At 62.6% G+C, this 12,975-nt stretch carries 16 protein-coding genes; 6 read left to right on the forward strand and 10 right to left on the reverse strand.

Annotation, left to right across the window (positions count from 1 at the left end; all coding sequences use genetic code 11):
- Together RA24_RS20960 and RA24_RS20965 are read left to right on the forward strand one after the other, a co-directional pair.
- On the forward strand, positions 1–541 hold a 541-nt coding region (locus tag RA24_RS20960; protein ID WP_039194151.1), incomplete at its 5' end, for a ribosomal RNA small subunit methyltransferase A.
- A 39-nt stretch (positions 542–580) separates the two neighbouring features.
- On the forward strand, positions 581–1,348 hold the full coding sequence (locus RA24_RS20965) for a pyridoxine 5'-phosphate synthase (RefSeq protein ID WP_039194163.1): 768 nt from the start codon (positions 581–583) through the stop codon (positions 1,346–1,348).
- Between the two features lie 80 nt (positions 1,349–1,428).
- Here the strand turns inward: RA24_RS20965 and RA24_RS20970 are convergent, their stop codons facing one another.
- The 3 genes from RA24_RS20970 to prfA form a co-directional block, all read right to left on the reverse strand.
- Entirely contained in the window at positions 1,429–2,106 is a 678-nt protein-coding gene (locus RA24_RS20970; RefSeq protein WP_019298538.1) for a DUF4167 domain-containing protein, read from the reverse strand.
- Positions 2,107–2,320: 214 nt separating this feature from the next.
- Complete coding sequence (gene prmC, locus RA24_RS20975) at positions 2,321–3,172, reverse strand: peptide chain release factor N(5)-glutamine methyltransferase (RefSeq protein WP_193747161.1); 852 nt, start codon at positions 3,170–3,172, stop codon at positions 2,321–2,323.
- A gap of 2 nt (positions 3,173–3,174) precedes the next feature.
- Positions 3,175–4,230, reverse strand: coding sequence for a peptide chain release factor 1 (prfA, locus tag RA24_RS20980; protein WP_019298540.1), 1,056 nt, complete (start codon positions 4,228–4,230; stop codon positions 3,175–3,177).
- Positions 4,231–4,290: 60 nt separating this feature from the next.
- On the opposite strand from prfA, the gene RA24_RS20985 reads away from it, so the two are divergent.
- Complete coding sequence (locus RA24_RS20985; RefSeq protein ID WP_019298541.1) at positions 4,291–4,590, forward strand: hypothetical protein; 300 nt, start codon at positions 4,291–4,293, stop codon at positions 4,588–4,590.
- Positions 4,591–4,794: 204 nt separating this feature from the next.
- Here the strand turns inward: RA24_RS20985 and RA24_RS22390 are convergent, their stop codons facing one another.
- The 5 genes from RA24_RS22390 to RA24_RS21005 form a co-directional block, all read right to left on the reverse strand.
- Positions 4,795–5,298: a hypothetical protein gene (locus tag RA24_RS22390; protein ID WP_241480985.1), complete on the reverse strand. Its 504-nt coding sequence runs from the start codon at positions 5,296–5,298 to the stop codon at positions 4,795–4,797.
- Positions 5,299–5,537: 239 nt separating this feature from the next.
- Positions 5,538–5,966: a DUF1499 domain-containing protein gene (locus RA24_RS20990; RefSeq protein WP_443136557.1), complete on the reverse strand. Its 429-nt coding sequence runs from the start codon at positions 5,964–5,966 to the stop codon at positions 5,538–5,540.
- An 87-nt stretch (positions 5,967–6,053) separates the two neighbouring features.
- Positions 6,054–7,001 (reverse strand): agmatinase, encoded by a 948-nt coding sequence (gene speB / locus RA24_RS20995; RefSeq protein ID WP_019298543.1) that lies wholly within the window; start codon positions 6,999–7,001, stop codon positions 6,054–6,056.
- Entirely contained in the window at positions 6,994–7,962 is a 969-nt protein-coding gene (speB, locus tag RA24_RS21000) for an agmatinase (RefSeq protein WP_039194154.1), read from the reverse strand. The genes speB (RA24_RS20995) and speB (RA24_RS21000) overlap by 8 nt, the downstream gene beginning before the upstream one ends.
- A 75-nt stretch (positions 7,963–8,037) precedes the next feature.
- Positions 8,038–9,204, reverse strand: coding sequence for a M20 aminoacylase family protein (locus RA24_RS21005; protein WP_039194157.1), 1,167 nt, complete (start codon positions 9,202–9,204; stop codon positions 8,038–8,040).
- Positions 9,205–9,267: 63 nt separating this feature from the next.
- Here RA24_RS21005 and mazG point away from each other — a divergent pair, with 63 nt between their 5' ends.
- Positions 9,268–10,083: a nucleoside triphosphate pyrophosphohydrolase gene (gene mazG, locus RA24_RS21010; protein ID WP_039194160.1), complete on the forward strand. Its 816-nt coding sequence runs from the start codon at positions 9,268–9,270 to the stop codon at positions 10,081–10,083.
- A 77-nt stretch (positions 10,084–10,160) separates the two neighbouring features.
- Here the strand turns inward: mazG and RA24_RS21015 are convergent, their stop codons facing one another.
- Positions 10,161–10,715, reverse strand: a complete 555-nt coding sequence (locus RA24_RS21015; protein WP_039145630.1) for a hypothetical protein — start codon at positions 10,713–10,715, stop codon at positions 10,161–10,163.
- Positions 10,716–10,983: 268 nt separating this feature from the next.
- Here RA24_RS21015 and RA24_RS21020 point away from each other — a divergent pair, with 268 nt between their 5' ends.
- Both RA24_RS21020 and RA24_RS21025 read left to right on the forward strand, forming a co-directional pair.
- Positions 10,984–11,925, forward strand: a complete 942-nt coding sequence (locus RA24_RS21020; protein ID WP_019298548.1) for a nucleoside hydrolase — start codon at positions 10,984–10,986, stop codon at positions 11,923–11,925.
- Positions 11,922–12,371 (forward strand): GNAT family N-acetyltransferase, encoded by a 450-nt coding sequence (locus RA24_RS21025; protein WP_019298549.1) that lies wholly within the window; start codon positions 11,922–11,924, stop codon positions 12,369–12,371. Before RA24_RS21020 ends, RA24_RS21025 begins: the two co-directional genes overlap by 4 nt.
- A gap of 3 nt (positions 12,372–12,374) precedes the next feature.
- Here RA24_RS21025 and RA24_RS21030 read toward each other — a convergent pair.
- The coding region (locus RA24_RS21030; protein WP_241480986.1) for a GNAT family N-acetyltransferase at positions 12,375–12,975 on the reverse strand (601 nt) is incomplete at its 5' end.

Genomic DNA, 12,975 nt, shown 5'->3' on the forward strand with positions numbered 1-12,975 from the left:
CGGCGCCGCGCTGGAGACCCCCCCGCTTGACCCCCCCCCCCCGCCGATCCGCATCGCCGCAAACCTGCCCTACAACGTCGGCACCGAACTGCTGGTGCGCTGGCTGACGCCCAAGGACTGGCCGCCGTTCTGGCAGAGCCTCACCTTGATGTTCCAGCGCGAGGTTGCCGAGCGCATCGTGGCGCAGCCCGGCTCCAAGGCCTATGGCCGTCTGGCGATCCTGGCGCAGTGGCGGGCGGATGCGCGTATCGTGCTATCGCTCCCGCCAGGCGCCTTCACCCCCCCGCCCAAGGTCTCCAGCGCCGTCGTGCATCTGGACGCCCTGCCCGAGCCGCGCTTCCCGGCGGATGCCGCCATCCTGTCGCGGGTCGTGGCGGCCGCCTTCAACCAGCGCCGCAAGATGCTGCGTGCCTCGCTCAAGGGCATCTCACCTGATATCGAAGCACATCTGACCGCGGCCGGGATCCCGCCCACCGAGCGCGCCGAACAGGTGAGCCTCGAGGCCTTCTGCACCTTGGCGCGCGAAGTCGCCAAGGCCTAACCCTCTTTTCCAGAAATGCTGCCGGAGCCCGATTTTCAGATGACCCAAGCCGTTGCCGCGCGCCCGACCCTCCTGTCTGTGAACGTCAATGCGGTCGCCTACCTGCGCAACAGACGCGAAGTGCCCTGGCCGGACCTGATCGACATCTCCCGCGCTATCCTGCAGGCCGGTGCCCACGGCATCACCGTGCACCCGCGCCCGGATGAGCGGCACATCCGCTTTTCCGATTTGCCTGCCCTGTCCCGCCTGATCGCCGAGGAGTTCCCCCAGGCCGAGTTCAACATCGAGGGATACCCAACCAGGCATTTCATCGACCTGGTGCTGGAAAACAAACCCCATCAAGTAACGCTGGTCCCTGACACACCGGAGCAATCCACCTCCGACCATGGCTGGGATTTTGCCGCCGATGGCGAGATGCTCCTGCCCATTGCGGAGGAGTTCAAGGCGGCCGGCATCCGGGTTTCCTACTTTGTGGACGCAAACCCCGCTGATCCGGCGCTCGCGCAGCAGGCAGGCGCCGACCGGATCGAATTCTACACTGGCCCCTACGCGGACCAGACTGACCCCGATGCCACCATCCGCGAATTGGAAATGATCCGGGATACCGCGAACGAGGCCCGCGCCCTTGGCAATCTGATGATGAATGCAGGCCACGACCTGACCGTCGAGAATCTGCCCCGCCTGCGCCAGGCCATTCCCGATCTGGCCGAAGTCTCTATCGGCCATGGCCTGACAGCAGATGCGCTGATGCTGGGCTTCCCTGAAGCCGTCCGCCGCTACCTGCGGGTGCTGGGCCACGACGCCTGAACAGCCGGAGGGCAATTCCGCAAAAGAAAACCCCCGAAGCACTCAGCTTCGGGGGTTTTGCTTTTCTGACCGCTACCGAATTACTCGGCAGCTTCCGCAGGGCCATCCTCGGCCTTCGGCTTCGGTTTGGCGCGCGGGCGGCCTGGTTTCTTCGGCGCCGGGGCGTCACCGCCCTCGCCTGCCGCCTCTGCCCCCTCAGCCTTGGCTGCGGGCTTGCGGGTGCGGGGTTTGCGGGCCGGCGCCTTCTTCGGCGCAGCCTCTTCAGCCCCCTCAGCCGGTGCCGCACTCTGGCTCTCCGGCGTTTCAACCAACCCGCTGTCCTGGCCATTGCCATTGTCGCCGCGCGGGTCAATCACCTCGGGCTGCGGCGCGCTGGCCGGGTCGCTGTCTGCCGCGGCAGAGGCCGCAGCCTCGCGCTCCTGGCGTTCCAGCCGCTCCGCCCGCTCGCGGTCGCGCTCAGCCTGGCGCTCGCGGTTCTGGCGCTCCTGTTCCTCGCGGCGCGCTTCGATCTCGCGCTGCGCCTCGTTCAGCATCCGCAGGTAATGCTCTGCATGCTGCTGGAAATTTTCTGCTGCAACGCGGTCATTGCTCAGCTGCGCATCGCGGGCCAGCTGATTGTACTTGTCGATGATCTGCTGCGGGGTTCCGCGCACCTTGCCTTCGGGACCGGAGCTGTCGAACACCCGGTTGACCACATTGGCGCCATTCGGGCGGTTCCGGTTCGACTTGGAGCGTGAACGTGATTTGGACGATCTCATATGCCTATCATAAGCCTTGAGTTAATGCGCCGTTGACCCTATGCAGCGCGCCTCAGCGCCGGATCGTTAGCTTTTTTGGGCTTGATGCCGCGGGAATGCTCGAGAAGCGTTCACCTCTATACGGCTCATCTTGAGTAACCATGTTCCGAAGCCCCAGACAAGGGGGCCAAAAGGATTTTCTGTGTTTTTTCGACCGAATCTGCGGAATTTCGCGCTAAAATCCGCGATTTGAGGAGGAATGCGCCCGCACCACCCGGTCGCGCCCGTCCAGGTCCTGCAGCACTGCAATGCCGCTGAACCCGGCAGTTTCCAGCAGCGCGCTGACCGCCTGGCCCTGGGTAGGGCCGATTTCAAGCAGTATCCGGCCTCCCTCTGCCAGATGCGCCGCCGCCTTTGCAGCTATCTGCCGGTAGGCGCCCAATCCGTCGCCGCCATCGGTCAAAGCGATGCCTGGCTCATGCCCGCGCACCTCCGCGGATAGCCCCTCCATCTCGTCCAGCGCGATATAAGGCGGGTTCGACACGATCAGGTCAAACTGCCCCTCGACCTTTTCGAACCAGTCCGATTGCTGGATATCGGCGCGCGCCTCGACCCGGTGCAGAACCGCGTTGGCGCTGGCCTGCAGGCAGGCTGCCTCGCTGATGTCCACCCCCAGCCCGGTGGCCTCTTGCCGTTCCGCCAGCAGGGTCACCAGAATGCAGCCGGAGCCGACACCCAGGTCCAGCACCCGCGCGTAAGGTTCCGCCAGCGCAGCCTCGATCAGGATCTCGGTTTCGGGCCGCGGATCCAGCACATCGCGTGAGACCTTGAAGCGGCGCCCGTAAAACTCCCGCTCTCCGATCAAGTGCGATACCGGCACCCGGACCGCGCGCAGCGAAATCAGCTGCTCATAGCGTTCGGCGATTTCCGGTGCCAGCTCCTCTGGTGCAATCAGCGTCACCCGGCTGGCCTCGATCCGTGCCGCATGCGCCAGCAGCACCCGCGCATCGCGTGCCGGATCCTGCACCCCCGCAGCCCGGAGCTTGGCTGTTGCTGCTGCCATTGCCTGTGCCGCGGTTTCTGCCATGCTCACTGCCCCATCTCGGCCAGAAGCCGCGCCTGATTGTCCGCGGTCAGCGCGTCGATGATCTCCTCCAGATCGCCGCCCATCACCTGGTCCAGCTTGTAAAGCGTCAGGTTGATACGGTGGTCGGTCATGCGCCCCTGAGGGAAGTTATAGGTGCGGATGCGTTCGGACCGGTCGCCGGAGCCGACCTGGCTCGCGCGGTCGGCTGACCGCTCACTGTCGATCCGCTGGCGTTCCAGATCATAGAGCCGCGTTTTCAGCACCTGCATGGCAATCTCGCGGTTCCGGTGCTGGGACTTCTCCGAAGAGGTCACAATCAGGCCGGTCGGCAGGTGGGTGATCCGCACGGCAGAGTCGGTGGTATTCACGTGCTGCCCGCCGGCCCCCGACGCGCGCATGGTATCAATGCGGATGTCATTGGGGTCGATATGAATGTCCACATCCTCCGCCTCCGGCAGCACCGCCACGGTGGCCGCTGATGTATGGATACGCCCGCCGCTTTCGGTCGTTGGCACCCGCTGCACCCGGTGCACCCCGGATTCATACTTCAGCCGTGCAAAGACGTTTTCACCCTTGATATGGGCGACCACTTCCTTGATGCCGCCCAATTCGGTCACCTGCTCCTCGATGATGTCGAACTTCCAGCCCTGCCCCTCGGCATAACGCTGGTACATCCGCAACAGATCGCCGGCAAACAGCGCCGCCTCGTCACCGCCGGTCCCTGGGCGGATTTCCAGCATCGCCGGACGGCTATCGGCGGCATCTTTGGGCAGCAAGGCAAGCTGCAGCGCGTGCTCAGCCTCCGGGATCGCGGCCTTCAGCTCCGGGATCTCCTCGGCGGCCAGGTCCTTCATGTCCGGGTCCGCCAGCATCGCTTCCGCCTCTTCCAGATCGCTCAGCAGCTTACGGTAGGCCGTCACCTGTTCCACCACCGGGCGCAGGTCGGAGTATTCCTTAGCCAGCGCGGCAATATCCCCGCCCCCGGCGCCATCCGCCATCGCGGCTTCAAGATACTGAAACCGCTGCAGGATCTGTTCCAGCCGTTCTTCGGGAACCATGGGCGCGCCTATTGTTGTTCATGTTTTGGCCAAGTGACCCCCATGTGATATGCTAGAGCCATGCGACATGCCAGAGCCCTTATTGCCACAATCCTTCTCACCCTGCCCGGCCTGGGGCTGGCGGATGTGAAGGGTCCGGGCGGTAAGACCATCGACTGCTACTGCACTGACAAATCCGGCTCCCGGGTGGAACTGGGCGAGCTGCGCTGCCTGCAAGTCGACGGCCGCATGTTCATGGCGCAATGCCAAATGTCCCTGAACGTGCCGATGTGGCGCGAGGTGCAAAGCAGCTGCCTGTCGGCGTCGCTGGGGGATGAGCCCGGTTCTTCAGCAGCTCCGTCAGAGCTCCCGAAGATCTAAGCCGCAGCCGCTGGGGTGCAATCTCTGCTACACAGTGAAAGCACCTTTGCCGCGAGCAGCTGCGCGGGAATTCTCTCCCCCAAAGGGCCTGCAACCGCGCTTGGAGCAGCAAGGCTGCCCAAGACGGGTTTGAAGGTCGAAGACCAGTATCCGTGACCTTGCTTTGCGCGCGCTGCACTTCACCCTCAATTGACACCAGCCCGATCAATCCACAAAGGGAGTAGAACCGTCCCACCCTGCACTGTTGCCTGCCGGCGTCGCGACCGGCGCCGCCGGCGCGGCTGGGGTGGTCTGGGCGGCCACAACATAGTTCTGACCTGCGTCTGCAGCAGCCACGCTATATTCTCCAGATGCGCAAGCGCCTGAAAAAATCTTGTAGTCAGGGGCAGTTGGCAACACTCTGACACTGAAGCCCGTAACAGGACCGCCGCCGCATATCTGATTGACGGCATAGGTGTTGATATCCTGTACCGTCCAGCCTGAACCCGCACTTCCGCTGAAACGGCCATTCCCGTCGTTGTCGAATTGCAGCTCATTGCTGGCAGGCGCTCCACCGCAGGCAGCAAACAGCGCGCAACAAGCAAGAGACAGCACGGGTTTCGTGAATCTAGGCGTCATGAAATTCTCTCCATTTTCAAGTCGGCACTGTTGCTCAGCGCCTAAAAATCTTTTCTGAACAAGGCCATGCAGACCACAATCAACAATCACAGAACCGGGTCAAGGGTGGTGCAGCCACCGCGCCAGCGCGGCTTGCCCTTGACGCGGCAGCAACCAATACAATCAGAGAACCGCGCCTTCAGGGGCAAACCTGCCCCTGAAGTGCTTCTCTGCAAATCCAATGGCTCATCGGCCAATGGCCGATGAGCCTGCGCCGCGCTTTGCGCGGCGCCCGGCCCAACTGTAACGGGTTTTTTCCAAAAGCCCGCGAACAGGCAGGAGCGCCCGCTTTACTCTCCGGCTGTAACAGCCTGCGGAGCCTCCTCCATCTCCGCCAGCCAGGTGTTGATCCGTTCCTTGTTAGCGCCGAGGTCAGACCGGCCAAACCGCAGCCGGGCATAGACTTTCAGCAGATCGCCGTCCTGCGCCGCGGTGGTGTAATCGGGAAAGCCCAGCACCTGGGTGCGGGTAATATAGGTCACCATGCCGTCGTCCGGGCCACCCGCCAGCACGCTCGTGCGCGGCGCGTGGCTGGCAATACGGTGGAACCGCTCCAGCCCGTCCGGCCCGGTCCGGATCACCCGGAACACGCCGCCGCGGAATTCCTTATCCTCGCTCAGCTCCGGCTGGGTGTTCCAGTCCAGCGGATCGCTCGGCGCCAGCCGGACGAACCCCAGTCCGGCAACTATCGCGGCCAGCAGCAGCCAGCCCAGCAGCATCAGCCGCCTCAACGCGGTTTCAAGGTCACCCCTTGCCTCCTCCTCACACGCGGTCCTCCCCCGGCCTTCTGTGTGAGGCCGGACCGCTTATCTCGTTGCCACGCCCGGCAGCACGCACAACAGCTCATAGAGCAGGTTGGCGCCCACCAGGGCAGTGTTGCCCGACGGGTCATAAGGCGGCGACACCTCTACAAGGTCGCAGCCCACGATGTTGACCCCCTTCAGGGACCGGATCAGTTCCAGCGCCTGCGGCGTGGTCAGCCCGCCGATTTCCGGCGTGCCGGTGCCCGGCGCATAGGCCGGGTCAAGACTATCGATATCATAGGTGACATAAACCGGCCTATTGCCGATATCGCGGCGAATTTCCGCACCCATCTGGTGCAGCGAGCGGTTCCACAGCTCCTGCGCCGGGAAGTGCTGGAACCCCCAGCCCTGCGCCTCGGAAAAATCGGTGGCGGCATAACCGGTGCCGCGGATGCCAATCTGATAGGTCTTGTCCGGGACGATCAGCCCTTCCTCATAGGCGCGGCGGAACACAGTGCCATGGGTCTCCCGCTCCCCGAACATCTCGTCGTTCACATCCGCATGGGCATCCACATGCACCAGTGCGACAGGGCCGTATTTCTTGGCAATCGCGCGCAGAATCGGCAAGGTAATCGAATGGTCACCGCCCATTGCCACCGGAACCACCCCGCCCGTCAGGATCGCGTCGTAGCTGTCTTCAATAATGCGCAGCGATTCCGGCAGCGAAAACGTATTGATCGCCAGATCGCCGATATCGGCGATGTTCAGGCTGTCAAAGGGCGCCGCGCCCGTCGCCATGTTGTAGGGCCGCAGCATCGCGCTTTCCGCGCGGATCTGCTTTGGTCCGAACCGGGTGCCCGACCGCCAGGAGGTGCCGATATCCATCGGAACCCCCAGCACTGCCACATCCAAACCGTCCAGCGAGGTCGCCTGCGGCAGCCGCATAAAGGTGTTCGGCCCGGAAAACCGCGCCAGGTCATTGCCGCTGATCGGCTGATTGAAGTCAGTCATTGTCTCTCATGTTCCAGCCAAGAAGGCAGATAATTTCCGTCGCTGCGTGTGCCCCGGCAATAGCAGTTGCGCCGGTTGTGTCAAAGGGCGGAGAGACCTCCACCACGTCACCGCCCTTGATATTGATGCCGGCAATCTCCCGCAGGATGCGCGACGCCTGTGCCGAGCTCAGCCCGCCCCAGACCGGCGTGCCGGTGCCGGGCGCAAAGGCCGGGTCAAGACAGTCGATATCAAAGGTCAGATAGACTGGCCGGTCCCCCAAGATGTCCTTGATCCGCCGCGCGGTTTCCACCGGCCCGATCTCATGCACCGTGGGCGCGTCTATGATATTGACCCCCAGCGTGTCGTCATTGGTGGTACGGATCCCCACCTGCACGGACGTGGCCGGATCCACGATCCCTGTCTTCACGGCCTTGTAGAACATGGTGCCATGATCGACCCGGTCCATGTTGTCATCCGCCCAAGTGTCCGTATGGGCATCGAACTGCAGCAGCGAAATCGGGCCGTATTTCTCCGCATAGGCTTTCAGGATCGGAAAACTGATGTAGTGATCCCCGCCCAGCACGACGGAGGCCGCATCTGCCGCCAGAATGCCGCGGATATGCTCCGTCAGCGCTGCGGGAAACTCAGGCACGTTGGCATGATCAAAGGCCAGGTCGCCGTAATCGGCAATCGCCAGGGTGCTCAGCGGTTTGTAAGGCCAGCCGTAGGGCTCATCCGGCGCCTGCATGGACGATGCCTCGCGGATTGCCCGCGGTCCCAGCCGGGTGCCGGAACGGTTGGTGACGGCCTGGTCAAACGGCACGCCAGTCACCGCGATGTCCACCCCCGTCAGGTCCTTGGTGTACTTCCGGCGCAGAAAGGATGTCGCCCCGCCAAAGGTGATCTCCGGACTCAGCCCCTTCAAATCCTCGCGGGTGAAGGCGTGATCGACAATGCGTTTTGCATCTTCCAGTGCCATGGCGGATTGTTCCTGCTTATGCTGACTTTTTGATCAAATACAGGCCCATCGGGCCATTGTCATTACTCAGCGCCTCTAGCCGTTCAGAGGCTGCGCGCGTTCCACCAGCCGGGCAAAGAAGGACGCCCCCACCGGTGCAATCGCGTCATTGAAATCATACTTCGGATGGTGAAGCCCGGCACTGTCGCCCTGCCCCAGGAAGAGGTAGGAGCCGGGCCGCGCCTGCAGCATATAGGCGAAGTCCTCCGCTCCCATCTCGCGTCCGCCGTCAGCCTCCACATTGGCGTCGCCGGAAATTTCCTTCGCGACTTCCACCGCAAAACCGGTCTTTTCGGCGTCGTTGAACGTGGCCGGATAGCCTATCTCGTAGTCAAGCTCTGCCTCGACGCCGTAACTCGCCGCCTGCCCGGCAACGATTTCTTTCATCCGCCGCATCACCATTTTCTGCACGTCCGGGTTAAAGGTGCGCACAGTGCCGTTGATATAGGCGGTGTCCGGGATCACGTTGTCGACGGTGCCGGTGTGGATTTGGGTGACAGAGACCACCAGATCCTCCAGCGTGTGATGGTTGCGGCTGACGATGGTCTGGATCGCCTGCGCCATGCCGCAGGCCGCCATCACCGGATCGCGGGTTTCATGCGGCATCGCCCCGTGGCCGCCTTTGCCCTGGATATGGATGTGGAAGGTATCGACCGCTGCCATCAGCGCGCCCGGGGTGGTCAGGAAATGCCCCTCCGGCAGGCCGGGCGCGTTGTGCAGCGCATAGACCTCGCCGATATCAAACCGCTCCATGATGCCCTCCTCGACCATGATGCGGGCACCGCCAATCGCCTCTTCCGCAGGCTGGAAAATCAGTGCAACCCGGCCTTTGAAATTGCGCGTCTCCGCCAGGTATTTCGCCGCGCCCAGCAGCATCGTTGTATGGCCGTCATGGCCGCAGGCATGCATGTTGCCCGCATGGCCAGAGGCATACTCCGCCCCGGTTTCCTCCGGGATGGGCAGCGCATCCATATCGGCGCGCAAGCCAATCGTCGGCCCCTCGCCCTGCCCGTTGATGATCGCCACCATGCCGGTCTGTGCGATGCCCTCGTGCAGCTCGTCCACACCGAACTCCCGCAGCCGCTCCGCCACAAAGGCGGCGGTCTTGGGCAGGTCCAGCGCCAATTCCGGGATCTGGTGCAGATGCCGCCGCCAGGCCTTCATCTCCTCGGCGTAATCGGCAATACGGTTCACAACGGGCATCGGGGTGGACTCCTGCTCCAGACTCGGGATGATGCATCTGACACCGGAACAAGAGCAGCCGCAATGCAAGAAACAGACCTGATCCACGACCATACCGCCGGTATCGAGCGCCTTCTGGAAATCATGGCGCGTCTGCGCGACCCGCAAACCGGCTGCCCCTGGGATATCGAACAGGATTTCGCCACCATCGCCCCCTACACCATTGAAGAGGCGTATGAAGTTGCCGATGCCATCGAACGCAAGGCCTGGGACGAACTGAAGGGCGAGCTCGGCGATCTGCTGTTCCAATCTGTGTTCCATGCCCAAATGGCGCAGGAAGCCGGGCATTTCACCTTCCACGACGTGGTCCGGACCATGTCGGACAAAATGGTCTCCCGCCACCCGCATGTGTTCGGCGATGAAAGCCGGGAGAAATCCGCTGAACAACAGACGCAGGACTGGGAGGCGATCAAGGCCGCAGAACGCGCAGGCAAGGAACAGAAGGGCACGCTGGATGGTGTCGCCGTCGGCCTGCCCGCCCTGCTGCGCGCCTACAAGCTGCAGAAACGCGCCGCCCGGGTTGGCTTTGATTGGCCCTCGGCTGACAATGTCATCGCCAAGATCACCGAGGAATGCGCGGAGCTGGTTGAGGCCCGCGACAGCCTCTCCCACGCTGAGGTGGAAGAAGAATTCGGCGATCTGTTGTTCGTGATGGCCAACCTGGGCCGCCACCTCGGCGTTGAACCCGAAGCCGCGCTGCGCGCTGCCAACGCCAAATTCACCCGCCGTTTCGAGGGCGTCGAGGCCAAGCTCGCCGCCCGCGGCAAACGGCCTGAGGACAGTGACCTAGAGGAAATGGATGCGCTCTGGGACGCGGTAAAGGCCGACGAGCGCGCCTGAACGCGCCCAGATCTTTCATCTTTCCCTAAATACTCAAATCCCGGCGGCAGCGCCGCCGGGTCCCTGGGTCCGCTGATTCAGACCAGGTTGGCCTTTTTCAAGGACGATGAAATCGCCTTGTAATCCTCAAGGATCTTTTCCTTCTTCGCCAGCTCTTTCCACAGCTTCTCGGCGGTTTTCTTATCGTCGACGGCGACGTTCACCATCACTTCCTTCAGCTTCTTCACGTCAGTGATACCCAGCAGCTTGGCCGCCTTCTTAGGATCGCCCATAGCGTTTTCAGCCACGTATTTTTTGTATTCATCGCCGCCGGTGAACCCCATCACATCCTTGTTCAGCATCTTCACGACCTCTTCCTTGCCGGTCGCGATGATCTTCTTCCAGTCGGCGTGCTTGAAGTCGCCTTTGTCGGCCAGCGCCTTGGCTGCCAGATGCGTCTTGGAGGTGATGTTGACCGGTTCCTTGCCCTTCTTCTGGTCCATGTAGCGGGTCCACAGCGATTCCGCGTTGCCCTTGTTCTGGGTGAACATGAACTCGTTCAGGCAATAGCGCCGCTTGCAGTAATCCATGTAAGCGGCGGTCATCTTCTTGTCTTTCAGGATATCGCCAACAACCTTGGGCTCTTTGGGCATGTCTTGTTTTCCCCATGCAAATCAATGTGTTTCCGGCCAACCAATGCCGTACCAATAAAGCCCACAATGCGGGCCGAGAAATCATCGCCTGCGCCTGCGAACCATCCCGTCCGTGACGCCGCGTCAGGCAACTATAGAAAGCAAACGCGGGCGCAGCAAACTTCCGTCGCAGAAAATCCCGTGAAATTTGCGCGGACCTGCACAGCAGCGGTTCAATCCCGGTGAAACTGCGCGTAGTCTCCCGGTTCACGATCCCGCGGAGACCGCCATGAGCGCCAGAAAAATCATCATCGACACCGATCCCGGCCAGGACGATGCCGTCGCCATCCTGCTGGCACTGGCCAGCCCGGAAGAGCTTGACCTGCTCGGCATCAGCTGCGTGGCCGGCAATGTGCCGTTGGAGCTCACCAGTAAGAACGCCCGTATCGTCTGCGAGGCCGCGGGCCGTACCGATGTGCCTATCTATGCAGGCAGCAAGGCGCCGCTCGCCCGCCCGCTGATCACTGCCGAACACGTGCACGGCCAGACCGGCCTGGACGGCCCTGCCCTATGGGAGCCGCAGATGCCGCTGGCCGAGGGGAACGGCGTCGATTTCATCATCGAAACCCTGCGCCGCCACGAACCCGGCACTGTCACGCTCTGCACTCTTGGGCCGCTGACCAATGTTGCCGCCGCCTTCAACACCGCCCCGGACATCATCGACCGGGTGCAGGAGATCGTGATGATGGGCGGCGCCTATTTCGAGGTCGGAAACATCACTCCAGCCGCGGAATTCAACATCTACGTCGACCCGGAAGCTGCTGAAATCGTGTTCAGATCCGGCGCGCCGCTCACGGTGATGCCGCTGGATGTCACGCATAAGGTGCTGGCCACCAAGCCGCGCGTCGAGGCGATCCGCGCGCTTGATACCCGGGTTGGCCATTTCACTGCGGAGATGCTGGATTTCTTCGAGCGCTTCGATGTGGAGAAATACGGCTCAGAAGGCGGCCCGCTGCACGACCCCTGCGTCATCGCCTGGCTGCTGCAGCCAGAGCTGTTTTCCGGCCGTCATGTGAACGTCGAGATAGAAACCAGTTCGGACCTCACCCTCGGTATGACCGTCGCCGACTGGTGGGGCGTTGCAAACCGCAAGCCCAATGCCCTTTTCATCGGTGATGCTGACGCGGACGGCTTCTTCACCCTTCTGACCGAAAGGCTCGCCCGCCTATGAGCGCCGCACTGCATCTCGCCAAACCGGAACATCTGGAAACCGTGCTGGCACTGGTTGCCGCCTTCCATGCCGAATCCGGGCTGGAAAGCAGCGACGAGCACCGCCGCGCCGGAATCGAGCCGCTATTGAACGGCCACCCTTATGGCGCCGTCTACCTGATCGGCCCCACCCGCGCGCCGATAGGTTACATCGTCATCACTTTCGGCTGGTCCGTGGAGTTCGGCGGCATGGACGGTTTCGTGGATGAGCTCTATATCCGCCCCGCCGTGCGCGGCCGCGGCATCGCCACTGAAGTGCTGACCGAGCTGCCAAAATCGCTGGCTACGGCGGGCATGCGCGCCCTGCATCTGGAGGTCGACCGGGAAAACGAGACCGCGCAGCGGCTGTATTTGCGCACCCGGTTTCAGCCGCGCAAGAACTACATCCTGATGAGCAAGAGCCTCTAGCGTTTACAGCAGGCAGCGCAGCCGCGGGCCGACCTCCTGAAACCCGCTTCGTTTGTAAAATGCCAAGGTCCGCGCCCAGGCCGGCTGATCCGGAGCCCCGACTTCCAATCGCTTCCAGCCGTGCTGGCGCCCATGCTCGGATGCCGCGGCAACCAGTGCCGCGGCCACGCCCTTTGAACGCCAGTCCGGTTCCACATAAAGCTCGGTGATCTCGCCAAACCGCCCGCCCGCATAGACTGCTGCGCATTCATTGAGCATGAGCAGCCCAACCTGCCGCCCAGCGGTGGCCGCAACAAAACCGGCAACAGAGCCGGTTCGCAGCACTTCTTCCGCAACAGGCAGCAACTGGTCAGACTGCACGGCCTCGCCACCGCTAAGCTCCTCCAGCAATGCAGCAATGAATCGCGATGCAACAGCAGCCTCGCCTGGTACAAGCTGGCGAACTTCAATGCTGGTGCCGCTCAAAGGATTTCCCCCAATACATGCCAATAATATGATCAAATTAACCCCAGCTGGCCACCCGTGTCTATTACAAAGGCCACGCGGCTGTTTCACTGAAAATCCCGGCACGTCACGGCGGGCTTTCCACCCCTCCCCGGCAAAA

It is taken from the genome of Leisingera sp. ANG-M6, from assembly GCF_000813905.1.
In the GTDB taxonomy this organism is placed as follows: domain Bacteria; phylum Pseudomonadota; class Alphaproteobacteria; order Rhodobacterales; family Rhodobacteraceae; genus Leisingera.

Bases quoted from the DNA above. Each gene is read 5' to 3' on its own strand.
- RA24_RS20965 (WP_039194163.1), top strand. From the start codon at position 581: ATGACCCAAGCCGTTGCCGCGCGCCCGACCCTCCTGTCTGTGAACGTC.
- RA24_RS20970 (WP_019298538.1), bottom strand. From the start codon at position 2,106: ATGAGATCGTCCAAATCACGTTCACGCTCCAAGTCGAACCGGAACCGC.
- prmC (WP_193747161.1), bottom strand. From the start codon at position 3,172: ATGGCAGAAACCGCGGCACAGGCAATGGCAGCAGCAACAGCCAAGCTC.
- prfA (WP_019298540.1), bottom strand. From the start codon at position 4,230: ATGGTTCCCGAAGAACGGCTGGAACAGATCCTGCAGCGGTTTCAGTAT.
- RA24_RS20985 (WP_019298541.1), top strand. From the start codon at position 4,291: ATGCGACATGCCAGAGCCCTTATTGCCACAATCCTTCTCACCCTGCCC.
- RA24_RS20990 (WP_443136557.1), bottom strand. From the start codon at position 5,966: ATGCTGCTGGGCTGGCTGCTGCTGGCCGCGATAGTTGCCGGACTGGGG.
- speB (WP_019298543.1), bottom strand. From the start codon at position 7,001: ATGACTGACTTCAATCAGCCGATCAGCGGCAATGACCTGGCGCGGTTT.
- speB (WP_039194154.1), bottom strand. From the start codon at position 7,962: ATGGCACTGGAAGATGCAAAACGCATTGTCGATCACGCCTTCACCCGC.
- RA24_RS21005 (WP_039194157.1), bottom strand. From the start codon at position 9,204: ATGCCCGTTGTGAACCGTATTGCCGATTACGCCGAGGAGATGAAGGCC.
- mazG (WP_039194160.1), top strand. From the start codon at position 9,268: ATGCAAGAAACAGACCTGATCCACGACCATACCGCCGGTATCGAGCGC.
- RA24_RS21015 (WP_039145630.1), bottom strand. From the start codon at position 10,715: ATGCCCAAAGAGCCCAAGGTTGTTGGCGATATCCTGAAAGACAAGAAG.
- RA24_RS21020 (WP_019298548.1), top strand. From the start codon at position 10,984: ATGAGCGCCAGAAAAATCATCATCGACACCGATCCCGGCCAGGACGAT.
- RA24_RS21025 (WP_019298549.1), top strand. From the start codon at position 11,922: ATGAGCGCCGCACTGCATCTCGCCAAACCGGAACATCTGGAAACCGTG.